The organism is Shinella sp. (assembly GCF_035998705.1).
GTDB lineage: Bacteria > Pseudomonadota > Alphaproteobacteria > Rhizobiales > Rhizobiaceae > Shinella.
Window position 1 is genome coordinate 1 of record NZ_DASYHH010000025.1, and the last position, 23,537, is coordinate 23,537.

At 65.5% G+C, this 23,537-nt stretch carries 22 protein-coding genes; 8 read left to right on the top strand and 14 right to left on the bottom strand.

The genetic code is table 11. From position 1 onward, the window contains the following. The first annotated feature begins 260 nt into the window (after positions 1 to 260). The 6 genes from VGN93_RS21405 to VGN93_RS21430 all read left to right on the top strand — a co-directional run bounded on the left by VGN93_RS21405 (position 261) and on the right by VGN93_RS21430 (position 5,698). A complete protein-coding gene (locus VGN93_RS21405) occupies positions 261 to 470 on the top strand; it encodes a hypothetical protein (protein WP_327509055.1) in 210 nt (69 codons plus the stop codon). 100 nt (positions 471 to 570) lie between these two features. Beyond that, positions 571 to 1,518 carry a hypothetical protein gene (locus tag VGN93_RS21410; protein WP_327509056.1) on the top strand — a complete coding sequence of 316 codons (948 nt, stop codon included), beginning with the start codon at positions 571 to 573 and terminating at the stop codon, positions 1,516 to 1,518. Continuing rightward, positions 1,515 to 2,402, top strand: a complete 888-nt coding sequence (locus tag VGN93_RS21415; RefSeq protein ID WP_327509057.1) for a HesA/MoeB/ThiF family protein — start codon at positions 1,515 to 1,517, stop codon at positions 2,400 to 2,402. Before VGN93_RS21410 ends, VGN93_RS21415 begins: the two co-directional genes overlap by 4 nt. After that, complete coding sequence (locus tag VGN93_RS21420; protein WP_327509058.1) at positions 2,399 to 3,595, top strand: hypothetical protein; 1,197 nt, start codon at positions 2,399 to 2,401, stop codon at positions 3,593 to 3,595. Before VGN93_RS21415 ends, VGN93_RS21420 begins: the two co-directional genes overlap by 4 nt. Beyond that, the gene (locus VGN93_RS21425; RefSeq protein ID WP_327509059.1) at positions 3,588 to 4,694 is read left to right on the top strand and encodes a GNAT family N-acetyltransferase; all 1,107 of its coding nucleotides are present in this window, start codon (positions 3,588 to 3,590) and stop codon (positions 4,692 to 4,694) included. Before VGN93_RS21420 ends, VGN93_RS21425 begins: the two co-directional genes overlap by 8 nt. Then, positions 4,691 to 5,698, top strand: coding sequence for a hypothetical protein (locus VGN93_RS21430; RefSeq protein WP_327509060.1), 1,008 nt, complete (start codon positions 4,691 to 4,693; stop codon positions 5,696 to 5,698). Before VGN93_RS21425 ends, VGN93_RS21430 begins: the two co-directional genes overlap by 4 nt. A gap of 6 nt (positions 5,699 to 5,704) precedes the next feature. Here VGN93_RS21430 and VGN93_RS21435 read toward each other — a convergent pair whose 3' ends face one another. Beyond that, positions 5,705 to 9,103: an acyl-[ACP]--phospholipid O-acyltransferase gene (locus tag VGN93_RS21435; protein WP_327509061.1), complete on the bottom strand. Its 3,399-nt coding sequence runs from the start codon at positions 9,101 to 9,103 to the stop codon at positions 5,705 to 5,707. Between the two features lie 138 nt (positions 9,104 to 9,241). Here VGN93_RS21435 and VGN93_RS21440 point away from each other — a divergent pair, with 138 nt between their 5' ends. Both VGN93_RS21440 and pncB read left to right on the top strand, forming a co-directional pair. After that, positions 9,242 to 9,868 carry a TetR/AcrR family transcriptional regulator gene (locus VGN93_RS21440; RefSeq protein WP_327509062.1) on the top strand — a complete coding sequence of 209 codons (627 nt, stop codon included), beginning with the start codon at positions 9,242 to 9,244 and terminating at the stop codon, positions 9,866 to 9,868. A gap of 52 nt (positions 9,869 to 9,920) precedes the next feature. After that, the gene (gene pncB / locus VGN93_RS21445) at positions 9,921 to 11,225 is read left to right on the top strand and encodes a nicotinate phosphoribosyltransferase (protein WP_327509063.1); all 1,305 of its coding nucleotides are present in this window, start codon (positions 9,921 to 9,923) and stop codon (positions 11,223 to 11,225) included. Here the strand turns inward: pncB and VGN93_RS21450 are convergent. From VGN93_RS21450 to VGN93_RS21510, 13 genes are all read right to left on the bottom strand, one after another. Beyond that, positions 11,222 to 12,463, bottom strand: a complete 1,242-nt coding sequence (locus VGN93_RS21450; RefSeq protein WP_327509064.1) for a Zn-dependent hydrolase — start codon at positions 12,461 to 12,463, stop codon at positions 11,222 to 11,224. The two genes, pncB and VGN93_RS21450, sit on opposite strands and share 4 nt — an antisense overlap. Then, positions 12,460 to 13,293, bottom strand: a complete 834-nt coding sequence (locus VGN93_RS21455; RefSeq protein ID WP_327509065.1) for a BtpA/SgcQ family protein — start codon at positions 13,291 to 13,293, stop codon at positions 12,460 to 12,462. The genes VGN93_RS21450 and VGN93_RS21455 overlap by 4 nt, the downstream gene beginning before the upstream one ends. Positions 13,294 to 13,298: 5 nt before the next feature. Beyond that, positions 13,299 to 14,204 carry a PfkB family carbohydrate kinase gene (locus VGN93_RS21460; protein WP_327509066.1) on the bottom strand — a complete coding sequence of 302 codons (906 nt, stop codon included), beginning with the start codon at positions 14,202 to 14,204 and terminating at the stop codon, positions 13,299 to 13,301. Between the two features lie 21 nt (positions 14,205 to 14,225). Continuing rightward, a complete protein-coding gene (locus tag VGN93_RS21465; RefSeq protein ID WP_327509067.1) occupies positions 14,226 to 14,990 on the bottom strand; it encodes a glutamine amidotransferase in 765 nt (254 codons plus the stop codon). Between the two features lie 27 nt (positions 14,991 to 15,017). Beyond that, positions 15,018 to 16,109: a phosphotriesterase gene (locus VGN93_RS21470; protein WP_327509068.1), complete on the bottom strand. Its 1,092-nt coding sequence runs from the start codon at positions 16,107 to 16,109 to the stop codon at positions 15,018 to 15,020. Position 16,110: 1 nt separating this feature from the next. Next, positions 16,111 to 17,079, bottom strand: coding sequence for an ABC transporter permease (locus VGN93_RS21475; protein WP_327509277.1), 969 nt, complete (start codon positions 17,077 to 17,079; stop codon positions 16,111 to 16,113). A gap of 38 nt (positions 17,080 to 17,117) precedes the next feature. Beyond that, positions 17,118 to 17,930, bottom strand: coding sequence for an ATP-binding cassette domain-containing protein (locus VGN93_RS21480; RefSeq protein WP_327509069.1), 813 nt, complete (start codon positions 17,928 to 17,930; stop codon positions 17,118 to 17,120). Positions 17,931 to 17,992: 62 nt separating this feature from the next. Continuing rightward, complete coding sequence (locus VGN93_RS21485; protein WP_327509070.1) at positions 17,993 to 18,931, bottom strand: substrate-binding domain-containing protein; 939 nt, start codon at positions 18,929 to 18,931, stop codon at positions 17,993 to 17,995. Positions 18,932 to 19,069: 138 nt separating this feature from the next. Then, a complete protein-coding gene (locus tag VGN93_RS21490; protein ID WP_319314856.1) occupies positions 19,070 to 19,681 on the bottom strand; it encodes a cupin domain-containing protein in 612 nt (203 codons plus the stop codon). An 84-nt stretch (positions 19,682 to 19,765) separates the two neighbouring features. Further along, positions 19,766 to 21,043, bottom strand: a complete 1,278-nt coding sequence (locus VGN93_RS21495) for an L-fuconate dehydratase (protein ID WP_327509071.1) — start codon at positions 21,041 to 21,043, stop codon at positions 19,766 to 19,768. A gap of 35 nt (positions 21,044 to 21,078) precedes the next feature. Beyond that, positions 21,079 to 21,813: an SDR family oxidoreductase gene (locus tag VGN93_RS21500; protein ID WP_319314547.1), complete on the bottom strand. Its 735-nt coding sequence runs from the start codon at positions 21,811 to 21,813 to the stop codon at positions 21,079 to 21,081. A gap of 21 nt (positions 21,814 to 21,834) precedes the next feature. Next, positions 21,835 to 22,287, bottom strand: a complete 453-nt coding sequence (locus VGN93_RS21505; RefSeq protein ID WP_327509072.1) for a MaoC/PaaZ C-terminal domain-containing protein — start codon at positions 22,285 to 22,287, stop codon at positions 21,835 to 21,837. Between the two features lie 81 nt (positions 22,288 to 22,368). Continuing rightward, complete coding sequence (locus VGN93_RS21510) at positions 22,369 to 23,460, bottom strand: Gfo/Idh/MocA family oxidoreductase (RefSeq protein ID WP_327509073.1); 1,092 nt, start codon at positions 23,458 to 23,460, stop codon at positions 22,369 to 22,371. Between the last annotated feature and the right edge of the window lie 77 nt (positions 23,461 to 23,537).

Consider the following 23,537-nt stretch of genomic DNA (forward strand, 5'->3'; position numbering starts at 1 on the left):
CGCCTCGACCCACGAGAGATCGCATTGCAGCGCCGACGCCAGGTTGATGGGCGTCCAGCGGATCAGGATAAGACATTCGATAAAGCGTGCGGGGGTCATGGTGATGCAGTCGCATGCGCCCCCTCGTTTGGCAATCGCGGATGGTGCGGCCAAGTGCCCGTAACAGAACACAAATCTGTGAGGCGAAACATACGCAAAACCAGACGTGCGTGTTAGAGATAGCCGCGAAATCCCATGAAACAGTAAATAGGCCGACGACAATGGAAACCGTTACGATTCAAAACCGCAGTGACTTCGCGCAATGGGCAATCGAGCGCGCCAAGGCCATCGTCGCGGAAGAAGGCGGCAATCTCGCGCTCGCGGTCCGCGATCAGGGGGACGACCAAATCGCCGACAGAGCCAATGCGCTGGGCCAGGCGATCACCGATGCGCTGCTCGAAGTGTTCGACGGGCTCATGCCGGAGGACTAGGACCAATTCTAGGCGGGCTTAAACAAATGTTTCCCCTCGGCTGCAAATATACGATGCTTGCATCTGCATTCCGCCGTTCTGGATCATCGGGCACAGTCCATTGTACAATCTGCTTTCGGTCGTCCTGAAGAAGCGCCTCGACCTCGCGTTCAAGACATCGCCCGAATTTCGCGCGCGCATCGTCGAGTTTCCCGGCCTCTGGATGAGCGGGCCGGACATCGCCGGCCTTCGGGAGGATCTGCGCTCCGTCGCGCGTCGCTCGGTGGCGGACGGCAGCCTGGATTACGGCGTGTTTTCCGAGCGGGAGGATGTGCTGGCCCGCACGATCGTCACGCTCGTCTACCGGGTGTCCGACGGCCAGCCGGTCGCCTTCAATGCGCTGCCGGTCATGTCTCTCTCGCTCAACGGCAAGCCCGTCGAGGTTCTCCATCTCGGGCTGGTGATGATCGATCCCGCCGTGCGCAGCCAGGGGCTTTCCTGGGTACTTTACGGCCTCACCTGTTTCCTGCTCTTCCTGCGCAACCAGCTTCGCCCGTTGTGGATCTCGAACGTCACGCAGGTGCCGGCCGTCGCCGGCATGGTGGCGGAGACGTTCAGCGATGTCTTCCCGGCGCCGACACGCGGTGCGCGGCGCTCGCTGCGCCAGCAGCTGATCGCCACGGAGATCATGGCCGCGCACCGGCATGTCTTCGGCGTCGGCCCGGAGGCGGGTTTCGATGCGGACCGTTTCGTCATCACCAATGCCTATACCGGCGGCTCGGACAACCTGAAGAAGACGTTCGACGCCGCGCCAAAACACCGCAAACCCGAATATAACGATTTCTGCGCCGCCGAGCTCGACTATGCGCGCGGCGACGACCTGCTGCAGATCGGCCAGCTCGATCTCAACGCCGCCCAGCGTTACCTTCTCGAAAGCGTGCCGCGCAATGCGCTCGGGAGGCTTGCGGTGGCAAGCTTCGTCATCCTCGTGCAGCGGCTCGTGCTGCCCCTGCTGCACTGGGCCGACAGCCGGCGGCAATGGAGCATATTGAGGCCTTCCAAACGATGAGCGACGCCTTTTCCTACGAGCGCTTTACCACCCGCAATATCGGCTTCGTCAGCGAGGCGGAGCAGCGGCGGCTATCCGAGGCGACGGTCTTCGTCTGTGGCACAGGCGGCATGGGCGGCGCGGCGATCCAGGCGCTGGCGCGCGCCGGCATCGGTCGACTGGTGCTCGCCGATATCGACCGTTTCGAGCTGTCGAACCTCAACCGCCAGGTCTTCTGCTTCGCCGATACGATCGGACAACCGAAGGCCGAGGCGACCCGCGACCTCTGCCTTCAGATCAATCCCGGCCTGGACATCACCGTCTACGGAGCGGACTGGACGGACCACACAGAAGACCTCGTCGCAAAGGCGGACGTGGTGATCAACGGCACGGACGATCTCGGCGCGGGCCTGCTGCTTTACCGCACGGCGCGACAGCACGGCCGCACGATGATCGACGCCTATGCCTCTCCCCTGCCCTCCGTCTATGTGACGCGGCCCGGCGACCCGATGCCGGAAGAGCGGCTCGGCTATCCGACGGTCGGGACCGCCTGGAACGCGCTCACGGCCGACCTGCGGGCGGAAGCGTTCCTGCGCGAGGCGGAATATGTGATGGTGCATTCCTCCTCCCACCACCATGTCGACCTGGCGCTTGCCGGCGAGGTGGTGGCCGGCACGCGCAGCCGCATGTCCTTTGCGCCCATGGTCATCTCCACCGGCATGCTGATGGCCTATGAGGCGATCCACACGGTCCTCGGCAAGCCGCAGGGTGCCGACTGCCGCGGCTGGTTCTTCAATCCGCATGCGGGTCGCGTCGAGCGGCCGCGCAATGCGCTCGTCGCAGCCCTGTTGCGGCCCCTGGTGCGGCGCTATCTCAAGCGGCTCGCCGCGCCGGCAAAACCATGACCACGCCGCTGATCGCCGATACCTTCATTTCGCTCGCCGCGCTCGGCGGGCTCGCGGTGCTGATCGGCGCGATCCGCAGTTTCGACGCCGGCAGCCCGCTGACGCGGCGCTTCCTCTTCGGTCTGCGGGTGCTCGCCGCGCTGATGGCGAGCCGCGTGCTCGCCTGGTGGACGGGCCTCTTCATCTTCGAAGCCGCGACGATCATCGCCGCCGGGCTCGTGCCGCTCGCGACGGTCCTGCTCGCCGAGGGCCTGATGCGCCGGCATGCGCCAAAGGCGACGAAATGGATCGCGGCCGGTGGCGCGGCCGCCTTCACCGTTCTCGCCTTCCTGCCCGTGTCCATCGCCGATCCGTGGCGGCTGGCGCTGCTCTTCTTCTACCAGCTCGTCACCTTCGCGCTGGCCGGGCACATGGCGGTGACGCGTGACCGGGCGAGCCTGTCGAAGGCGGAAAACCAGGCGGTCGACCGCATCGCGCTGTCGCTGCTGTTGATCCTGCCGCTGCTCGTCACGGATTTCCGCTCCGCCTATGTCGACCTGCCGGTGCGGCTCGGCGGTGTCGCCATCCTGTTCCTCTGCTGGCTGCTGATCAGCCTCGGCCAGCGCGCCGTCAGCCACCGCGATACGGTCGTCTCCTTCGTCGTCCTGATGGCCGCAGCCCTTCTCGGCGCGCTCGCCATCGGCCTTGAAAACGGGCTCGACGCAGGCGCGCTGGCGCGCACGGCCGCCATCGTCACCTCCGCCGCCTTGCTCGGCGTAGTCTGGAAGGACAGCATCAGCCTCAGGATGGAGCAACGGCGCCAGAGCCTCATCCGGCATCTCGCGGAAGACCGCATCGACGATACACTCGGTTTCCTCAAGGAATTGCAGAACCATCCGCTGGTCGAAGGCGCGCTGCTGCTTGGCGAGGCCGAGCTTGCCGATCTCGATCTTGCCGGCCTCAAGGTGCTGTTTGCCGCCCGGCCGTTGCTGCGCGCCACGGAAGCGGGGCTTTCGCAATCGGATGCCGAACAACTCGCCTGGCTGCTGGAAAAATACGAGGCGACCCATGTGATGCTGGTGTCGCGCCGGCCGTTCCGGCTGATCGCTCTCAACATGCCCTCCGTTTCCGCCACGCCCGGCGCCGAGACGGAGCTGAAGGTCGCCCAGCGCATGGCCTTCCTGATTTCGGAGAGGAACGTGCGCGATGATTGAGACCCGCGAAGGCGACCTCGGTGCCTTCTTCGCAGCCCCCTTCGCGGCCTATGGCGACGCGACACCCTATGTCTCGCCGATGTTCAGCGACCTGAAGCGCTTCCTTTCGGCGGACAAGAACCCGCTTTTCGAGACCCCGGCCGATTTCGCCATCTTCACCGCGCATGAAAACGGCGCGGTGCGCGGGCGCATCACCGCGCATGTGCACCGCGCCGCAAATGCCCGCTTCGGCCTGAAGCGCGGCTATTTCGGCTATTTCGACTGCGCCGACGACGAGCGCGTCGCCGGTGCCCTTTTGGAGCGGGCGGAGGACTGGGCGCGCGCAAAAGGTTTTGGCGAAATCCTCGGCAATTTCAACCTGACGGCCATGCAGCAGGTCGGCATCATGACCGATGGCTTCGAGAATGCACCCTATACGGACCAGGTCTGGGGGCCACCGCACCTGCCGCGCCTGCTGGAAGCCCGGGGGTATTCCCGCTCCTTCCCGATGACCACCTTCGAGATCGACATCCGTAACGCCGCGACGGGCCGACTGCTCGGCAGCGCCGAAATGCGGGCGCTTCTCGACGACGGCTTTCGTTTCTCGCCGATCCGCCGGACCACGCTCGACCGCCGGCTGGAGGATTCGCGGCTGACCCTTAACGAGAGTTTCGCCGACAATCCGATGTTCGTGCCCGTCAGCCGCGCGGAATACGAATTCCAGGCCAAGGAGATGAAGTGGATCATGGATCCGCGCATCTCGGCCGTTGCGGAACGGAACGGCGTGCCGGCCGGCGCGGTGATCGCCATTCCGGACGTCAACCCGATGCTGAAGGCGATGGGCTCGCGGCTCGGTCTTTCCGCTCCCTGGCATCTCCTGAAACATCGCCTCAGGCGGCGGCGCGCCGTCGTCATCTTCCAGGGCGTGAAACCGGAGCATCAGGGGCGCGGCCTCAATCCGCTGATGCTCGCCCATGTGCTCGGCGAAATGCGCAATGCCGGCTATGAAACCGCCGGCGGCACCTGGATCGCGGATGCCAATGCCGCAAGCCTGCGCCAGGCCGAAAAGGCCGGTGCCCGTCCGCTGCATCGCCTGCATCTCTTCGGAAAGACGCTATGAGCCGGATCGACGCCGCCACGCTCGCCGATCTCGCCGCGCTCGCAAATCGCGCGCCCTCCGTGCACAACACCCAGCCCGCCCGCTTCGCGCTGGACGAAGAAGGCCGCATCCTGCTTGCCGCCGACCTTTCCCGCCACCTCGGCATCGGCGATCCATCGGGCCGCGACATGGGCCTTTCCTGCGGCGCGGCGCTGGAGGGCATGGTGATGGCGCTCGCCGCGCGTGGGATCGGCGTTGTCGTGGATGACCTCTGGGAGGCCGACATCCGCTCCTGGCGTCCCGGTTACCGGCTGGCGGCGCGGCTGACGGCCACGGGGGAGGCGATGCCGTCGCCGCTCGCGGAGTGGACGGAGAAACGCTTCACCTGGCGCGGCGCCTTCTCCGTCGCGGCACCGGACGTGATTGCGGGTGTCGAACGATGGGCGGCAGAGGCGGAAGACGTCACCTTCGCCGGCGGCCCGGATGCCCTCGCCGTCATCGCCGCGCTCAATGACGACGCCAGCCTGTCCGTCATGCGCGACCGCGCCTTCCGTGACGAACTCGTCGCGTGGATGCGCCTTTCGCCCGCGCACCCCGCTTACGCTTTCGATGGCCTCAACCTCGATGCCCTGTGCATGGGACGGCTGGAGGGCGCCGTGGCCGGGCGCGTGCTCGCCTCGCCGCTCTTCGACCTTGCCGACCGGCTGGGCCTCGGCAAAAGCCTCGTCGCGGAGGCCGGCAAGACGCGGACGGCGGCGGCCTGCCTGCTGTTCCATCGGCCGGAAGGCGAAAGCCCGGTCGTTTCCGGCCGGGCCTTCTATCGCTTCTGGCTCGGCTTCACCCGCTTCGGCTTCGCCGGCTGGCCGATGGCGGTGCTGGCCGACATACCCTCGGCTTCGCAGGCCTTGCGGCAGCGTTTTCCGCTGCCGCCGGATCATCGCCTGATCAACGTGCTGCGCGTCGGGCCGGCGCCGCACGCCCTTGCCAAATACCGCCTGCCGCCCCACGACCTCGTGCTCGGCTAGGCAGCGTCACGCCGCCTGCTCCGCCCGCGCCGCCTCGGCCAGCAACCGTTGCGCGCTGACGAAATCCACCTTGCCGGAGCCGAGCACGGGCACCGTGCCCACCTTCACCTCCGAGGGCACCATCATGTCCATGGCGGCCTTTTCCCGGGCGAAGGCCAGGAAGGCGGCGCGGGTGGCGGTGGGCGCGTCGGTCAGCATGACCAGGCGCTCGCCCTTTCGCGCATCGGGCAGGGAGACGACGACCGAGAGGTTGCCCGGCCACAATTCGCCGGCCAGCGCCTCGACGGCGGCAAGCGAGACCATCTCGCCGCCGATCTTGGCGAACCGCTTGGCGCGGCCGCGGATGACGATGAAGCCGTCCTCGTCGACCGTCACGATATCGCCGGTGTCGTGCCAGCCGTCCGGCGTCGGCTCCAGCACGCCGGGGTTTTCCGCCCTGAGATAACCGGCCATGACATTGGCGCCGCGCACGAAGAGGCGACCGCCCTCCGTGACGCCCGGCACCGTATCGAGCCTGTATTCCATGCCCGGCATGATCTTGCCGACGCTGCCGGCCTTGTTGAACATCGGCGTGTTGAGCGCGATGACCGGCGCCGCCTCGGTGACGCCATAGCCTTCGAGGATGCGCACACCGAACTTTTCCATGTAGAGCGCGCGGGTGGTGGCGCGCACCGGCTCGGCACCGGCAAAGCAGTAGCGGATCGAGCGGAAATCATAGGGATGCGCCGTGCGGGCATAGCCGTTGAGGAACGTATCCGTGCCGAAGATGATCGTGGCATTGGAGGAGTAGATCAGCTCCGGGATGATCCGGTAGTGCAGCGGCGACGGGTAGAAATAGACCGGCACGCCGGAGATGAGCGGCAGGATGGTGCCGGCCGTCAGCCCGAAGGAATGGAACACCGGCAGGATGTTGAACACCTTGTCGCCCGAGTGGAAATCGATGCGCGAGGCGGCCTGCGCGGCGTTGGAGAGGATGTTGCGGTGTGTCAGCACCACGCCCTTCGGCGCGCCTTCCGATCCGGAGGTGAAGAGGATCACCGCCGGGTCGTCCGCCTTGCGTTTTGCCAGCGGCCGGGACTTGTGCAGGAAGCCGCGCACCTTGTCGAGGAAGCCGACGGTCTGACGCAGGTCGTCGAGCCAGACGATCTCCACCTCTTTCGACAGCGCCTCGACCACCGGGCCGAGCTTCGCCTGAGTGACGAAGGCGCGGGAGGTCAGCACATGGCGCACCTCGGCGGCCCGGCAGGCCGAGAGGATATTGGCGGCGCCTGCGGTGAAGTTCAGCATGGCCGGCACCTTGCCCGCCGACATCACGCCGAGGATCGTCGCCACCGCGCCGTTGGCATTGGGCAGCAACAGGCCGAGCGTCTCCTCCGCCGGGTACAGCGTCTTGAACTTCGCGCCGAGCACGGCGGCACCGGTCAGAAGCTTGCCGTAGGAGAGCGAGCCGGTCACCGGGTCCTGCACGGCGAGCTTGCGCAGGCCGCGTTCCTTCGCCGTCTCGATCACCTTTTCGAGCACGGTCGTGTCCGTATTCGTGGTGCGGAACATCAGCATGGACATGACCTGGTAGAGCGCGGCACCGGCAGCCATGCGGCGCTTGCGGCCCTTCAGCTCGTCCGGCACGGAGAGGCGCACCGGCTCCAGAATGGTGACCTTCACCTTCGGGAACAAGCGGCGGCGGACGTGGAGCGACGAGAGGCGCGAGAAATAGCTCTTCTCCAGCCCGTCGATGCGCACCGGCACGACCATGGCGCCGGTCTTGTCGGCCACCATGGCGGCACCGTCATAGACCTTCATCAGCGCGCCGGTGACGGTGATGCGGCCTTCCGGGAAGATGACGAGCGGATTGCCGGCATTGACGGTCTTGATCAGCGTGCGCGTCGCCATGGGCTTGGACGGATCGAGCGGCAGGAAGTTGCACATCTTCAGGAAGGGTTTTACCCACCAGGCCTTGGCGATCGTGTAGTCGACGGCGAAGGTCGGCTCCTCGTCGGTCAGCGCCAGCGCCAGCGCGCCATCGAGGAAGGAGACGTGGTTGAGCGCGATGATCGGCGCCTTGCCGGCCTTTTTCAGGTTTTCGAGGCCGTCCACTTCCAGCCGCAGGAAGGCGCGGAAGAGGATGGAGACGAAATCGCGGAAGGCATTGGTGGGCAGCGTGCGCAGCATCACGAAGGCCGCGACCAGATTGGCGAGCGCGAGGCCGGCAAGCAGCACTGGCGTGGAGAGGCCTGCCGCCTGCAAGGCAGCGACGAGACCGCCGCCGACCGTCATGAAACCCGCCGACAGCACGTTGGCCGCGCCGATAACGCGCGAGCGCTGCTCTTCCTCGGCATAGGCCTGGAGGGCGGCGAAGGTGGGCACGACGAGGAACGCACCGGCGATCGCCATGCCGGCGAGGTCGATGGCGATGCGGGCCGTATAGGGGCCGGCGAAGAAGGCGGAGAGCGTTTCCGCCGGGGTGGTGACGCCGGCATGGCCGACGCTCCAGGCGAGATCGAGGCCGAAGAGCGCCATGATCAGCGTGCCGACGGGGGCCGGCAGCAGCACGATGCGGCCGGCCGACATCCAGGCGGCAATGGCCGAACCGATGCCGACGGCGACGGCGAAGACGGCGAGATAGGCGGTGATCGCGGTTTCCTCGCCGCCGAGGCTGCCCTTCACCATGGGCGGCAGCAGCGAGAGCACGATCGCGCCGACGAGCCAGAACCAGGCGGCCATCAGTGCGGAGCGCCAGAGGCGCTGGTCGCCGCGCAGCGCATTGACGAGGCGACCGGTGGAACGAAGAACGTTGCGCTCAACGACGAGCTCCGGCGCCTTGGCGCCGACGCGGGGAATGTAGCGGCTCGACAGCCAGCAGGCGAGCGCGAGGCCCAGCATCATCGGCCCGAAGAGCCAGGGATTGACGCCATCGGCGGCGGCGAGGCCGGCGACCAGCGTGCCGCCGAGGATGGCGATGAAGGTCGCGCCCTCGATCCAGGCATTGGCGCGCGGCAGTTCCTTGCGCTCCAGATGGTCGGGCAGGATACCGTATTTGACCGGACCGAACAGCGCCGAGATCACGCCGAACAGGAAAAGTGCGATCATCAGCACCGTGACGGAGTGGAAGGCGAGGCCGACGACGGCGACGGCCGCCGCGCCAAGCTCCACCCGCTTCAGCCGCTCGGCCATGACCGCCTTGTCGAACTTGTCGGCGAGCTCGCCGCCGAGCGCGGAAAACAGCAGGAACGGCGCCATGAAGACGGCACCCGCCAGCGTGACGAGCGAGCCCGCCGCGTCCGCTGCCATGGTGGCGAGGATGAGGAAGACCAGGGTGTTCTTCAGAAAGTTATCGTTGAAGGCCGACAGGAACTGCGTCCAGAAGAGCGGCGCGAAGCGCCGGGAGGTCATCAGATTCCGCTGCATGGCACATTCCCCTTTTCGCACAGACTATATTTGAACATTTTTTCATCCGCCTGTATGAACATCGTTCATGATCTTTTTCGCATAAAAATGAACGATGTTCAAGATGTAAAATGAACGCCGTTCAAACGGGAGGCGTCGATGACGGAAAAGCGGCGGGAGAAGAAGGCGGACCTCAAGGCTCGGTTGATCACCGCCGGGACGGCGCTTGTTGCCGAGCAGGGCCTGAAGGGTTTGCGCGCGCGCGACATCGCGGAGCGTGCGGGCTCGGCGCTCGGCGGGCTCTACACCGTCTTCGACGATCTGGACGGGCTTGTTCTCCACATCAATTCCGGCACGCTCAAGCGGCTGGAGACGGCGCTCAACGCCGCGCTACCGCCTTCGGGCGACATTGAGGAGACCTTCCTGAGCCTGTCGCTGGCCTATCTGCGTTTTGCGCTTGCCGAGCGGAACCTGTGGTCTGCGCTGTTCGAACATCGCATGCCGGAGGGCGTCGCCGTGCCGGAATGGCACCTGGCGGAACACGCCTTCCTGATCGGCCTGATCGCGCCCCCCCTTGCGCGCCAGATGCCCGACGCCTCCGCCGACGATATCGCGATCCGCGCGCGAACCGTGTTTTCCGCCGTGCACGGCGTCATCGCCATCAGCCTCGAAGGCCGTTTCGTCGGCATCACGCCGGCGCTGCTGGAGCGGGAAGTCGCGGCGCTTGCCCGCCTCCTCGCCACCGGGCTTCAGAAGGAGCCGCCGTCACGGCCACTGGTTTCATAAACGCCGCATTCGGGTATGAGTGACGTCGGAGATTCTGAACGGAGTAGCCGGCATGGCCGTTACCGACATCGCGACCCGCACCTACGACCATAACTTCCGGCTCGACCCGATCGTGCGCAGCCTGCTCGACACGGATTTCTACAAGCTCCTGATGCTCCAGATGATCCGGCACCGGCATCCGGACGTCGACGCGACCTTCTCGCTGATCAACCGCACGACGAGCGTGCGGCTTGCCGACGTCATCGACGAGGGGGAACTGCGCGCCCAGCTCGATCACGCCCGAAGCGTGCGGTTCAGCAAGAAGGAGCTGATCTGGCTCGCCGGCAACAGTTTTTACGGCCGGGCGCGCATGTTCGGGCCGGATTTCATCGCCTGGCTCGCCGCCTTCCGCCTGCCGGACTACGAGCTGCGCAAGGCCGACGGCCAGTACGAGCTGCATTTCGACGGTCCCTGGACGCACACGACCATGTGGGAAATCCCGGCACTCGCGATCATCAACGAGCTGAAATCGCGCGCTGCGATGCGCGAGCGCGGCCGCTTCGCGCTCGATATCCTCTATGCCCGCGCCAAGGCGCGACTGTGGGAGAAGGTGGAGCGGCTGCGGCAATTGCCCGATCTCGTCATCTCCGATTTCGGCACGCGGCGGCGGCATGGGTTCCTGTGGCAGCGCTGGTGCGTGGAAGCGCTGAAGGAGGGGCTCGGCGATCGTTTTATCGGCACCTCCAACGTGCTGCTCGCCATGGATGCCGATCTCGAAGCCATCGGCACGAATGCGCACGAGCTGCCGATGGTGGCCGCAGCGCTTGCCGAGGACGACGCGGCACTGGCGCAGGCGCCCTACCAGGTGCTGGAGGAATGGCGCCAGCTCTACAACGGCAACCTGCTGATCGCCCTGCCCGACGCCTTCGGCACGCCGGCCTTCCTCGCCAATGCGCCGGATTGGCTGGCCGACTGGACCGGCTTTCGCCCGGACAGCGCGCCGCCGATTGCCGGCGGCGAGGAGATCATCCGCTGGTGGCAGGAGAAGGGCCGCGACCCGCGCGAAAAGCTGCTGATCTTCTCCGACGGCATGGACATCGACTCGATCGAGGAGGCCTACCGGCATTTCCACGGCCGGGTGCGCATGAGTTTTGGCTGGGGCACAAACCTCACCAACGATTTTCGCGGCTGCGACCCGGACGGCGGCACCGGCCTCGACCCGATCTCGCTCGTCTGCAAGGTGACGAGCGCCAACGGCCGCCCCGCCGTCAAACTCTCCGACAATCCCGCCAAGGCGACCGGAGACCCGGCCGAGATCGAGCGCTACCGCCGCGTCTTCGGGGTGGGCGGCCAGAAGGCGCGGCCGGTGGAGGTTTAGGACGCCAACCGCAACGCGACCCCCAGCAGGACGCGCGCGCCGGTGACGATATGCTCGTCGGAGACGAATTCCGCCTCGTTGTGGCTGATGCCGTTGCGGCACGGCACGAAGATCATCGCAGACGGAGCGACGCGGCTGACGAAGAGCGCATCGTGAAAGGCGCCGGAGACCATCGGGCGGCTGGGGATGCCGAGCGCCGAACAACTCGCCGCGATCGCCGCCGTCACGGCGGGGGCAAAGCGGCCGGGCGGCATGTCGACCCGCAGGGCGATCGCCGTTTCGCAGCCCCGGCGTTTTGCGGCGGCAAGGCATTCCTCGTTGACGCGCCGCTCGATGGCGGCAAGGGCTTCGGCATCGGGGTGGCGCATGTCGACGGTGAAGGACACCCTGCCCGGGATGACATTGACGGAACCGGGCTCCGCCGAAATGCGGCCGACCGTCAGCCGCGCCTCGGGATCGGCGGGCATGATGCCGTCTTGGATGCGCGCGATGGCGGCGGCGGCTGCCGCCATCGGATCCTTGCGGAATTCGAGCGGCGTGGTGCCGGCATGCGCCGCCTCGCCGGAGAAAGCGACCTCCAGCCATTTCGTGCCCTGCACGCCGGTGACGATGCCGATCGGCACGTTTTCGCGCTCAAGCACGGGGCCTTGTTCGATATGCAACTCGACGAAGGCGGAGACGGGATGGCCGGCGGGCCGGAGTCCGGCTTCCGGCAGCGCGTCGAGCGTGGCACGCAGTTCGTCGGTGAAGAGCGCATCGTCCGTGCCACGCGCCGCCTGCCAGTCCGCCACGTTTGCAGCACCGGAAAAGGCCATGGAGCCCATGCAGCCCGGCGAAAAGCGGCTTCCCTCCTCGTTGGTGAAGGCGACGACTTCGATGGCCCGCTCGGTCTCCACGCCGGCATCCGCGAGCGCTTCCAGCACCTCGAAGGCGCTGAGCGTGCCGAGTGCGCCATCGAAGCGGCCGCCGGTCGGCTGGCTGTCGAGATGGCTGCCGATAAGGAGGGGCGGCAACGAGGCATCCCGGCCTTCGCGCCGGATGAAGAGATTGGCGGCCTGGTCCTGGAACACGGTGAAACCGCGTGCCAAAGCTTGCTCGGCGAGCAGCCGGCGGGCGGCGCGGTCCTCCGCCGTCAGCGCCTGCCGGTTCACGCCGCCGGCGGGCGTGGCGCCGATCGCCGCAAAGTCGGAAACGGATTGCAGCAGGCGGCCGGGATTGACCGCAGGCGCTTTGCTCATCGCCCGAGACCCGCGATGAAGCGCTTGACCCGATCGGGATCGACGGCATTCCACCACACACCGTCATATTTGAGCGCACTGGCGATGATCACGCCGTCGGCGACGGAGAGGATGTCGTTTGCGTTGTCGTGGGTCACGCCGCTGCCGACCAGTGTGGGTAGCGAAGCCGCCTCCTTGATCATGCTTATATAGCCGAGGTCTGCGGCGTGGCCGGTGCGCTGGCCGGTCGCGATGACCACGTCGGCGTCGAAGAAGACGAGGTCCTTGACCTGTTCTTCCACCGGCCGGTCGGCGACGATGGCATGGGCGCCGTGCTTGACGTGCGCATCGGCAAAGATGCGGATGCCCTTGGCGCGCAGCTGCGCGCGGTAGCGCATGGCGCGCGCGGCCTCGCCTTCGACGAAACCTTCATTGGCGACATAGGCGTTGGCCCATTGGTTGACGCGGATGAAGGAGGCCGAAGCGGCCGAGGCGATGGCGAGCGCCGGGATCGACGCATTGGCGAGCACGTTGATGCCGATCGGCCGGCCGAGTTCGCGGCGGATGCGATCGGAAATAACCGCCATGTGGGCGGAGGTCTCGTGACCGATCTGGTCGGGCTTGGCGAAGGGCACGTCGCCGTGGTTCTCGACGATCAGCGCATCGCAGCCGCCCGCGAGATAGGCGCGGGCATCCGACAGGCCGCGCTCGTAGATCACCTCCACGCCCTCGTCGTCATAGCGCGGCGAGCCGGGCAGCGGGAGCAGATGCACCACGCCGATCACCGGCTTGTCGCGCCCGAAAAGCGTCTTCAGCGTATCGTTGTCCTGCCGTCCGATAGGGTTGCTCATGTCGATCACTCGTTTTCCGGTTTCGTTGTCTTGGTGAGGGCGGAAATTTCCGCCCGTGTCGGGAAGGAGGCGAGCGTGCCGGAGCGCCCGACGGCAATCCCCGCCGCTTGCGTCGCGATTGTCGCGGCAGTGGAAAGCAACGCGCCTTGCGCGAGCAGCCCCGCGAGCGTGCCCGCGAAACAATCGCCGGCACCGCTGGCGTCAATGGCTGCGACCTCGCGCGCGGGAAGGCGCAATGCCGACGCCGCATCGAGAAGAAGCGCGCCCTCGGCGCCGAGCGTTACGATGGCGCTGCCGACACCCGCCGCCACCAGCGCGCGGACCGCCTGCTCCGGATCGGCCTTCCCGGTCAGAGCTTCCGCCTCCGGCCGGTTGACGACGATCAGCGAGACGGCCGTCAAGTCGAGCGGTTCCGTCGGAAGCGGGCTCGGATTGAGGACCGTGAACAGCCCCGCCTCCCGCGCCGCGTGGAGGCAGGCGGTCGTTACCGCCGGCCGCAGGTTGCCCTGCATCAGCAGCATGTCGCCCGCCGCCCACGTTTGCCGAAGCGCGGTCATCGCAAGCGGGTCGAAGGCATCGGCACAGGCGGCGGCCGTGACGATGACGTTTTCGCCGCACCGGTCGACCATGATGACCGAGCGGTCGCAGGGAAGATCAAGCCGCGTCAGCCAGAGCGCCGGGATTTCGGCAGCGATGACGCCTTCGATCCAGACGCTCGCCGCATCCTTGCCCACCGGCGCCCACAGCATGACATCCGCGCCGGTGCGGCTGGCGGCGGCCGCCTGGTTGGCACCCTTGCCGCCAGGGCCTTCGCTGGCCGCAAGGGCATTCAGCGTCTCGCCCGGCTGCGGCAGCCGCTCCAGGCGAAAGCTCGTATCGACGCAGACATTGCCGACGACGTGGATGGTCATGGGCGGCCCCGCGGCATTGCGTTAGTCGGTCGCCCAGGCAAGCATCTGCTCGAACAGCGTCTTGTAGCCCGGCCAGGCGATGAATTCCGGCGGCAGCCAGTGCGGGCCGACATCGGAGGTCCAGACCAGGGAACGGCCTTCGCCATAGGTGCCGGTGACGAGCAACGGCATCGAGCCGTATTCCGACGAAACGGTCATCAGCTGGTTGGCGCCGTCCTTCAGCACCACCTCGTTGAAGCCGAGCAGATAGGGAAGTTCGCCCGAAAGGCTGGCAAGGATGGGGTGCGATGCATCGCCGGAAATGACCGGCGTAAAGCCTTCCGGCACTTCCACGCGGTCATCGACGGAGAGGCAGGAGACCGGCAGGACCTCTTCCACCGCGGTGTTCCGGTAGCGCGCGCCGCCATTGATGCCCTGGAAGGAATAGTAGCCGCCGAACATCAGCAGCGCGCCGCCCTTGGAGACATAGTCGCGCAACAATTTCAGGCGGTTCGGCGTGCGGCGGGAGTGGGTCCAGGTGTCGGGATGCAGCAGCAGCGTGTTGGCGCCGATATCGGAAAGCACGATGGCGTCATAGGCCTGCAAGCCTTCCAGCGTGCTCGGAAAATCCTTCTGCGCTTCGTGCGCCGGCATGAAGGTGATGTCGAAGGCGCTATCCTTCAGGGCCTTCAGCAACTCGTCGGCGCCGGTGTGGTAGGTGACCGTCGGAAACTGGTCGAACCCCTTGATGTGGGTCGCGGTCGAAATCCAGGATTCGCCGGCGAGCAGGACTTTTTTCTTGGTCATTGGAACTCCTTGAACGATTGCCCGCGGTCACCGCGCGGCAGAAAAAACGGATTTTGGATTGTCGATCAGCATGCGGTCGATCGCCGCCTGATCCACGCCATGCCGCTTCAGACGCGGCAGGAAGTGCTTGAGGATATAGCCGTAGCCGAAGCCGCCGTAGCGGGTCAGCATGATCTTGAGAAAGACATCCTGCGACAGCAGCAGCCGGTCGCCAAACCCCTTGTCGACAAGGGCGGCGATGGCGCGGGCGTTCTCCTCGTCGGAGGGCGACTGGGCGTCCTGGTCGGCGTAATAATAGTCCATGCCGATCATGTCATACTCCAGAAAGGCGCCGCGCCTCGCGAGTGCCATCTGGTAATCGAGATCGCTGTGGCTCGGGTTCATGTGGCAGAGCACGGTGTGCGCCGGATCGGCCCCCTCCTCCTCCACCACGTCGAGCACGCGGTGCGCAAGCCGCTCCCAGCCCGGCAGGTGGATGGAAAGCGGCAGGCCGGTGATGCGCGCCGCGCGCGCCGAGGCGCGCAACGACTTCTCCTCCTCGGCGGTGAAATTCCGGCTGACGCCGACCTCACCGATAATGCCCGCCATGATCTCCGGCTGGCTCTCGCCGCCGCCGACATCGTCGACGATGAACTGCGTCACCTCCTCGACACTCATGGCCTTCAGCCATTCGGGATGGGTGTGTTCGAGGTAGAAACCGGTGCCCATGATGATGCGCAGCCCCGACATGCGGGCGATGCGGGCAAGGCCTGCCGCGTCGCGCCCGATGCCGAAATTCGTCGTCTCAACCACGGTACAGCCGCCAAGCGCCTGGAAGCGTTTCAGTTCGCTCAGCGCGAGATCCCCGTCGTCGAGCGAGACATTGTCCCGGTTCATATAGGGGTTCATGCGCAACTCGCCGATGATATCGATCGAAACCTTCTGCTCGGCGATCGCCTTCTCGTCCGGGTGGCACGGGCAGATCCAGCTGGTCGCTCCGTCGAGAAAAATGTGCTCGTGCATCAGCGTGACGCCGAGATTGTCCACCGGGACCGGGCCCGTGACGGTCATGGCGGTGCCGGAATTCACGCCGATCGCATGGCGCTTCTTCGGTTCCTCGGCAAAGAGATGGTCGAGCATGTCAGCGCCCCTTCGCCCCGCCCTTGAACAGGCGGAAGTTGAGCCAGATCGCGACCAGGATGATGAAGCCGGTGACGATGGGCGTGAAGAACGGCGACAGGTGCGACAGGATGAGGCCGTTCGCCAGAACCGCGACGGTGAGCGCCCCGAGGATCGTGCCGACCAGCGAGCCGCGCCCGCCAAAAAGGCTGGTGCCGCCCAGCACCACGGCCGCGATGACGTCGAGTTCGAACCCCTGCCCGGCATTCGAGGAGCCGGAGCCAAGGCGCGCGGAGAGGATGATGCCGGCCGCCGCCGCCGCCGTGCCGGACAGGATGTAGACCCAGAGGATGACGCGGCGGGTGTTGACGCCGGCGCGCCGCGTCGCCTCCGCATTGGCGCCGACGCCGGTGACGTAGCGGCCGAAATGGGTTTCGTTGAAGACGAGATAGGCGGCGAGAAGCACGACGATGGCGATGAGCGCCGGCGCCGGAATGCCCAGCACCCAGGCCCGGCCGATCGTGACGAAGGGGCTCGTCGGCTCGATGGGGATCGAATAGCCGCCGGTGATGAGCAGCGCGAAGCCGCGGATCACCGAAAGGCCGGCCAGCGTGACGATGAAGGCGGGGATCTTTTCATAGGCGATGAAATAGCCCTGGATCAGCCCGACCACGCCGCCGAGCGCCAACATCAAGACGATGGCAAGCGGCCAGGAAATGCCGGCCTGCAAGGCGGCGGCCGAAAGGGTGGCGGTGAGCGCCAGCACGGAGCCGACCGAAAGGTCGATGCCGCCCGTGGTGATGACGAAGGTCATGGCGGCCGCGACGATCAGGAGCGGCGCGGACTGGCGGATGATGTTGAGCAGGTTCGGCGCGGTCAGGAAGGCATCCGTCGTCACCGCGAAGAAGAAACAGCAGACGACGAAGAACAGCGCGATCGACATGACGCCGCCATTGGCGATGATCTTGTCGAGCATGGTCGTCTCGCGCATGCGCGGCGGATGGCTGGAATAGGCGTTGGGCTCGGAGCTCATGCGGAAGCGCCTCGTTCCTGATTGTGGCCGGCCCGATTGTGGCCTGCGGAACGGGCAGCGAATTTCCGCCCGACGATGAGATTGACGACATCCTCGATATTGGTGTCCTCGATGCGCCGCTCGGCGACATTGCGGCCCTCATACATCACCTGGATGCGGTCGCAGACGAGGAAGAGATCCTGCAGCCGATGCGTGATGAGGATGACGGAAACGCCACGGCGGGACACGGTGCGGATCAGTTCAAGCACCGCCTCCACTTCGGCGACAGCAAGCGCCGCCGTCGGTTCGTCCATGATGAGCACGGAGGGATCGAAGGACGCGGCGCGGCCGATCGCGATCGACTGGCGCTGGCCGCCAGAGAGGTTTTCGACCTTCATCCACGTATCGGGAATGACGATGCCGAGATTGGAGAGCATATCGCGTGCCCGCTCGTGCATCAGCTTCTTGTCGAGCATCGGCACGCCGGCAATATGCCGTTTCGGCTCGCGGCCGAGGAAGAGGTTGCCGGCGACGTCGATCGTGTCGCAGAGCGCGAGGTCCTGGTAGACCATCTCGATACGCGCGGCGCGCGCCTCCGCAGGCGACGTGAAGGAGACCGGCCGGCCGTCGATCTCGATCGTGCCCGAATCCGGGATCACGGCGCCCGAAAGCACCTTGCTGATGGTGGATTTGCCCGCGCCATTGTCGCCCACCAGTCCGAGCACTTCGCCCGGCATGAGGTTCAGCGAGGCATTGTCGAGCGATTGCAGCGCGCCATAGCGCTTGGATATGCCGGTCATCCGGACGCGGCTGACTTGCGTTTCGGTCATGTTCAACGGCCCTTCCCAAAAGACACCGCTGCCCGGATTTCGGCCGGGCAGCGACGGTCGGCTTACTTGAACATGTCGCGATATTGGTCGACATTCTCCTTGGTGACGATGGTCACCGGCACGTTGATGATCGGCTCGATCGTTTCGCCCTTCTTGACCTTGACGAGCGCTTCAACCGCAGCCTTGCCTTCACCTGCCGGATCCTGCTGGATGACGGCCGTGACAAAGCCCTGGTCGATGCCGTCGATTGCCGACTTGGTCAGGTCCCAGCCGAACACCTTGATGCTGTCGCCGCGGCCCTGGCTGGCGACGGCGGAAACGGCACCCAACAGCGCCGGCTCGCCGGTGGCATAGAGCGCATTCATGTCGGGATTGGCGGTCATCAGGTTTTCGGCGGCCGAGAGCGCCACGTCCTGCACGTTCTGGCCGTCGACCGTGTCGAGGAACTCGACCTTCTGGCCGCCTTCGGTCACCGCCGCCTTGAAGCCATCGAGGCGCTGGTTCTGGATGAAGGAGTTGAGCGCGCCGACAACGCCGACCTTGGCGGCACCGCTCATGTCGCTCTTCACGTAGTCGGAGAAGAACTTGCCGATATCGCCGCCCGCAGCGGTATTATCGACGCCGACGAAGGCGATGTTGTCGCCTTCCGGAATCTGCGCGTCGATGGCGATGACCGGAATGCCGGCATTCTTGGCGGCGGTGATCGCCGGCTTCACACCATTGACGTCGATGGCGACGAGAATGATGCCGTCGACCTTCTGCGTGATGTAGGTCTCGATCGCGTCGTTCTGCGCCGACGGCACGTTGTTGGCGTTGAAGATGACGAGGTCGATGCCGGCAGCCTTGGCCGCGGCATTGGCGCCGTCATTGATCTGGTTGAAGAACAGTGCCTGCTGGTTGATGGTGACGAGTGCGAATGTATCGGCGAAGGCATTGGCCGCGCTCATCAGCGTCAGCGTGGCGGCCGCAGCGCAGCCGAGAAGATATTTGGTCCTACCCATTTTGATGTTCCCCTTGTTTGAAGCCGTTGGCGGCCACAGGAATTTACGAGAGGCATTATTCAAGTAACTTGAATGCATGTCAAGTTACTTGAATTTCCGGTTCGCAAAATCGGTCAGGGAATATTTTAGAAAACGATATCAGAAGGTTGGCGGCGTATTGACCCAGAAGATCGAGGCCCGCTCCTCCCCGACATTGCGATACCAGTGGGCAAGCTCGGAATTGAACACGAAACTGTCGCCGGCGGAAAGCCGAAAGGTCCTGTCGCCGATCATCAGCTCGATTTCGCCGACCAGCAGATAGCCGACCTCCTCGCCCACATGCTGGATCGGCCCTGCGCTCTGGCCGCCCGCCTCGATATGGTGGATGTTGCACTGGAGCAGATGGCCGGCCGAATAGGGAATGATGCGCTCGAGCGAGATGCCCTCTCCGCGGCGCAGCGGATCGAGCGTGATGAGCGGCCGCGTGCCGGCACGAAACACCACGCCCTCCTCGCCATCGGTTTCCTCGAACATCCAGCCGATGTTGGAATCGAGCGCGCGCACCAGCCGATGCAGCATGGGCAGCGACGGCGAGGCCTTGCCGTTCTCGATCTTGGAGAGCAGGCTTTCCGAACAATCCGCCGCCAGCGCCAGCGCCTTCAGCGTCAGCCCGCGCGTCTGGCGCGTCAGCCGCAGCCGCGCACCGAGCCGCACCGGATTCGACTGGATTCTATCCTCCCGGCTTTCAGACGGCAAAGGCGGCTTGACCATATTCATGATGTGCGTATCGCATTGTTCGGGGCCACGATCATAAATCCTTCAATCAAGGACTGTCCAGACCGCAGGCCTCGGGCCTCAACCGCCGAACGTATAGGTCGCGATCGACTCCGGCTTCATCTCGATCGAAAATCCCGGCAGCGACGGCGGCATATAGGCGGCGTTCTCGATGCGGCAGGGGTCGATGAAGTGTTCGTGCAGATGGTCGACGAACTCGATCACCCGGCCCTCCTTGGTGCCCGAGATGGCGATGTAGTCGATCATCGAGAGGTGCTGGACATATTCGCACAGCCCCACGCCGCCGGCATGCGGCCAGACCGGCAGGTCGTACTTCGCCGCCATCAGCAGCACGGCGAGAACCTCGTTGAGGCCGCCCATGCGGCAAGAATCGATCTGCACGATATCGATCGCGCCCTCGGCGATGAACTGCTTGAACATGATGCGGTTCTGGCACATCTCGCCGGTCGCGACCTTCACCGGCGCGATCGCCTCGCGGATCGTCTTGTGGCCGAAGACATCGTCCGGGCTCGTCGGCTCCTCGATGAAATAGGGCTTGTAGGGCTGGAGCTCCTTCACCCAGTCGATCGCCTGCCCGACCTCCCAGACCTGGTTGGCGTCGATCATCATGAACCGATCGTCGCCGATCACCTCGCGGGCGATGCGCAGCCGCCGCTTGTCGTCCTCCAGATCGCGGCCGACCTTCATCTTGATATGGGTAAAGCCCTGGTCGACGGCTTCCTGGCAGAGCCGGCGCAGCTTTTCGTCATCGTAGCCAAGCCAGCCGGCCGACGTCGTATAGCAGGGGTAACCCTCCGCCTCCAATGTCGCGATCCGCTCCGCCTTGCCCGCTTCGGCCTTCCTGAGGATAGCGAGCGCCTCCTCCGGCGTCAGCGCGTCGGTGAGGTAGCGGAAGTCGACGATGGAGAGGATCTCCTCCGGGCTCATCTCGGCGACGAGGCGCCAGACCGGCTTGCCGGCCTGCTTGGCCAGCAGATCCCAGACGGCATTCACCACCGCTCCGGTCGCCAGATGCATGGCGCCCTTGTCCGGGCCGATCCAGCGCAACTGGCTGTCGCTCGTGACATGGCGCCAGAAGCGGCCGGGGTTTTCGCGCACCCAGTCGAGATCGAGACCGACCACCAGATGTTTCATCGCATCGATTGCCGCGCAGCAGATCTCGTTGCCGCGGCCGATAGTGAAAGTCAGACCGTGCCCCTCCAGACCGGCGGTATCCGTGCCAAGCACGACATAGGCGGCCGAATAGTCGGGATCGGGGTTCATGGCATCCGAGCCGTCCAGGCTCTGCGAGGTGGGGAAGCGCAGGTCGATCGAACGCAGGCTGGTGATCTTGGTCATGGAAGCGGCCCTTGCAATGGTCGGTTTTAAATATTTCAGATGGTCCAGCCGCCGTCGATGGCGTAGGCCTGACCCGTCGTGTAGGTGGCGCCGGCGAGATAGACGGCGAGATCGGCGATCTCCTCCGGCGTGCCGATGCGGCCGATCGGCTGGCGGGCGATGAAGGCCGCCCGCGCCGCCTCGTAGTCGCCCTGCGCCTTCAGGCGATCCTGCAGCGACGGGCTTTCGACGGTGCCGGGGCAGATGCAGTTGCAGCGGATGCCCTCACCGACATAATCGGCTGCAACCGACTTCGTCAGCCCGACGACGGCGGCCTTGGTGATGGTGTAGGCGGCGCGGTTCGGCACGCCCTTCATGCTGGAGGCGACGGAGGCCATGTTGATGATGGCGCCGTCCTTGCGCTCCAGCATCGACGGCAGCACCGCGCGAATGGTGCGCACCATGGCCCGCACGTTGAGATCGAAGGCGAAGTCGAGATCCTTGTCCGGCATGTCGAGGATCGAGCCGGCATGCACGAAGCCGGCGCAATTGAACAGAACGTCGAACGGGCCGGTGGCGGAGACGACGCGCGTGACCGCCTCGTCGTCCAGCACGTCAAGAACATAGGTCTCGATATTGGCCTCGCCCGCCAGGCTCTTCAGCGCATCGGCATTGATGTCGGTCGCCACGACCGTGGCGCCTGCGCGGGCAAAGGCGATCGCGCTCGCCCGGCCGATGCCCTGGCCCGCGGCGGTGAGGAGGACGCGCTTGTTTTCGAGGGAGAAAGACATGATGGCTCCTTGGATAAAGCGTCAGGCGGCGTTCGGCCGGCGCTCGACGACGTAGATATGGTCAGCGGCGAGCACGACCTCGCCCTTCTGGTTGATGACTTCCGTGCGTTCAATAACACGGCCGAAGCCCGCGCGCTTCGCATCGTCTTCCTTGGCCGTTATCGTCACACGGGTGTGGATCGTATCACCGATGAAGACGGGCTTGATAAAGCGCATGCGATCATAACCGTAGGAAAAGGCAACCGGATTGATGACGCTCGCCGTCAGCCCGACGCCGATCGAAAAGACCATAGTGCCATGCGCGATGCGCTGGCCGAACGGCTGCGTCTTCATGAATTCCGCATCCATGTGATGCGGGAAGAAATCACCCGTATGGCCGGCATGCACGACGAAATCCGTCTCGGTGATCGTGCGCCCCATCGTCTTGCGGCCATCGCCGATGGCGTAGTCCTCGAAATATCTGACCTGTTCCATGTCCTGTTCCTGTCTAGAGCGTTTCCGCTTCGCGAAAATGCTCTAACTTTCTGTTTTTACGCAATTCCTGACGCAAAACCGCTACGCGCTTTTGCTGGAATTGCTTTGGGGCCGGGCGGCGAGGGGCGTGGCGGGCGCGGCGCTGGAGGCATAGGCCGCCTCGACAAGCGCCATGGTCATCCAGGCATCCTCCACCGAGGAAACGAGCTCGGCATCCTCGCCCGAAACGAAGCGCTGGAGGTTCGCCATGCGGCCGACGAAGGCATCCGGAAACCACGTCCCTTCAAGCGGCGCGGCGACCCAGCCATCGCCGCCCTTCGGATGGATTTCCAGGATATCCGGTTCGCCGCGCGGATAATCGAGATTGACGCCGAGCTGGAGATAGGCCGCACCCTCCGTGCCGGAGACCCGGAATTCGCAGGCCTGGTGCCTGCGGCCGAATTTGTGATCGTGGTTGATCGAAACAGCGCAGCGTACCCGGTCCCCGTAGTCGAGGATCGCGGTTGTCCGCGTCTGGGCCATCGTGTGGTTCGGGTGGCCGATCGATTTGGCGTGCACGCCCTTCGGATCGCCCAGCACCTGACGGATGACGTCGAGATAGTGGATCGAATGCATGGCGATCTCGATGCGCGGCAGGCCTTCGAGGAAGGACCAGAACTGCCAGGGCGTGTCGAGCGCCAGATAGACGTCGAAATCGACGACCTCGCCGAGCAGGCCCTTGGCGATCGCATCCTTCAGCGCCAGCATCATCGGGGCAAACCGCAGCTGGAAATTGACGGCGGCCTTGAGCTTCCTGTCGCGGCAGATGGCCAGGATTTCAGTCGCCGCCGCAAGATCGGCCCCCATCGGCTTCTGGATCAGCGCCGCAGCACCTTCGGGAAGCGCCGCGAGCACCTTGGCATGGGCGGCCGGCGGAGTGGCGAGGTCGAAGATCGCGTTCTCGACGGAGGCTGCTTCCTCGACGGTGCGGTAAGCGGTGACGCCCCATTTTTCCGCCAGCGCCTTCGCCTTGTCGTGGTCGGGATCGTAGACACCGGCGATCGGGAAGCCGCCCTTGCGGTAGGCCGGGTAATGCGCGTCGCCAACGATCGAGCCGGCGCCGAAGGTGACGATCGGGCGCGGGTTCGAGGGCAGCGGCCAGGATTGGGAGAGCGTGCGGGGGTCAAAGGGCATGGCGGGCCTCTTGAAGGTCAGGCTTCGCCTTACCCCCCTCTGCCCTGCCGGGCATCTCCCCCTCATGGGGGGAGATC

Excerpts from the sequence above, each read along its gene's own strand:
- VGN93_RS21405 (WP_327509055.1), top strand. The coding sequence starts at position 261 with ATGGAAACCGTTACGATTCAAAACCGCAGTGACTTCGCGCAATGGGCA.
- VGN93_RS21415 (WP_327509057.1), top strand. The coding sequence starts at position 1,515 with ATGAGCGACGCCTTTTCCTACGAGCGCTTTACCACCCGCAATATCGGC.
- VGN93_RS21420 (WP_327509058.1), top strand. The coding sequence starts at position 2,399 with ATGACCACGCCGCTGATCGCCGATACCTTCATTTCGCTCGCCGCGCTC.
- VGN93_RS21425 (WP_327509059.1), top strand. The coding sequence starts at position 3,588 with ATGATTGAGACCCGCGAAGGCGACCTCGGTGCCTTCTTCGCAGCCCCC.
- VGN93_RS21430 (WP_327509060.1), top strand. The coding sequence starts at position 4,691 with ATGAGCCGGATCGACGCCGCCACGCTCGCCGATCTCGCCGCGCTCGCA.
- VGN93_RS21435 (WP_327509061.1), bottom strand. The coding sequence starts at position 9,103 with ATGCAGCGGAATCTGATGACCTCCCGGCGCTTCGCGCCGCTCTTCTGG.
- VGN93_RS21440 (WP_327509062.1), top strand. The coding sequence starts at position 9,242 with ATGACGGAAAAGCGGCGGGAGAAGAAGGCGGACCTCAAGGCTCGGTTG.
- pncB (WP_327509063.1), top strand. The coding sequence starts at position 9,921 with ATGGCCGTTACCGACATCGCGACCCGCACCTACGACCATAACTTCCGG.
- VGN93_RS21450 (WP_327509064.1), bottom strand. The coding sequence starts at position 12,463 with ATGAGCAAAGCGCCTGCGGTCAATCCCGGCCGCCTGCTGCAATCCGTT.
- VGN93_RS21455 (WP_327509065.1), bottom strand. The coding sequence starts at position 13,293 with ATGAGCAACCCTATCGGACGGCAGGACAACGATACGCTGAAGACGCTT.
- VGN93_RS21460 (WP_327509066.1), bottom strand. The coding sequence starts at position 14,204 with ATGACCATCCACGTCGTCGGCAATGTCTGCGTCGATACGAGCTTTCGC.
- VGN93_RS21465 (WP_327509067.1), bottom strand. The coding sequence starts at position 14,990 with ATGACCAAGAAAAAAGTCCTGCTCGCCGGCGAATCCTGGATTTCGACC.
- VGN93_RS21470 (WP_327509068.1), bottom strand. The coding sequence starts at position 16,109 with ATGCTCGACCATCTCTTTGCCGAGGAACCGAAGAAGCGCCATGCGATC.
- VGN93_RS21475 (WP_327509277.1), bottom strand. The coding sequence starts at position 17,079 with ATGCGCGAGACGACCATGCTCGACAAGATCATCGCCAATGGCGGCGTC.
- VGN93_RS21480 (WP_327509069.1), bottom strand. The coding sequence starts at position 17,930 with ATGACCGAAACGCAAGTCAGCCGCGTCCGGATGACCGGCATATCCAAG.
- VGN93_RS21485 (WP_327509070.1), bottom strand. The coding sequence starts at position 18,931 with ATGGGTAGGACCAAATATCTTCTCGGCTGCGCTGCGGCCGCCACGCTG.
- VGN93_RS21490 (WP_319314856.1), bottom strand. The coding sequence starts at position 19,681 with ATGGTCAAGCCGCCTTTGCCGTCTGAAAGCCGGGAGGATAGAATCCAG.
- VGN93_RS21495 (WP_327509071.1), bottom strand. The coding sequence starts at position 21,043 with ATGACCAAGATCACCAGCCTGCGTTCGATCGACCTGCGCTTCCCCACC.
- VGN93_RS21500 (WP_319314547.1), bottom strand. The coding sequence starts at position 21,813 with ATGTCTTTCTCCCTCGAAAACAAGCGCGTCCTCCTCACCGCCGCGGGC.
- VGN93_RS21505 (WP_327509072.1), bottom strand. The coding sequence starts at position 22,287 with ATGGAACAGGTCAGATATTTCGAGGACTACGCCATCGGCGATGGCCGC.
- VGN93_RS21510 (WP_327509073.1), bottom strand. The coding sequence starts at position 23,460 with ATGCCCTTTGACCCCCGCACGCTCTCCCAATCCTGGCCGCTGCCCTCG.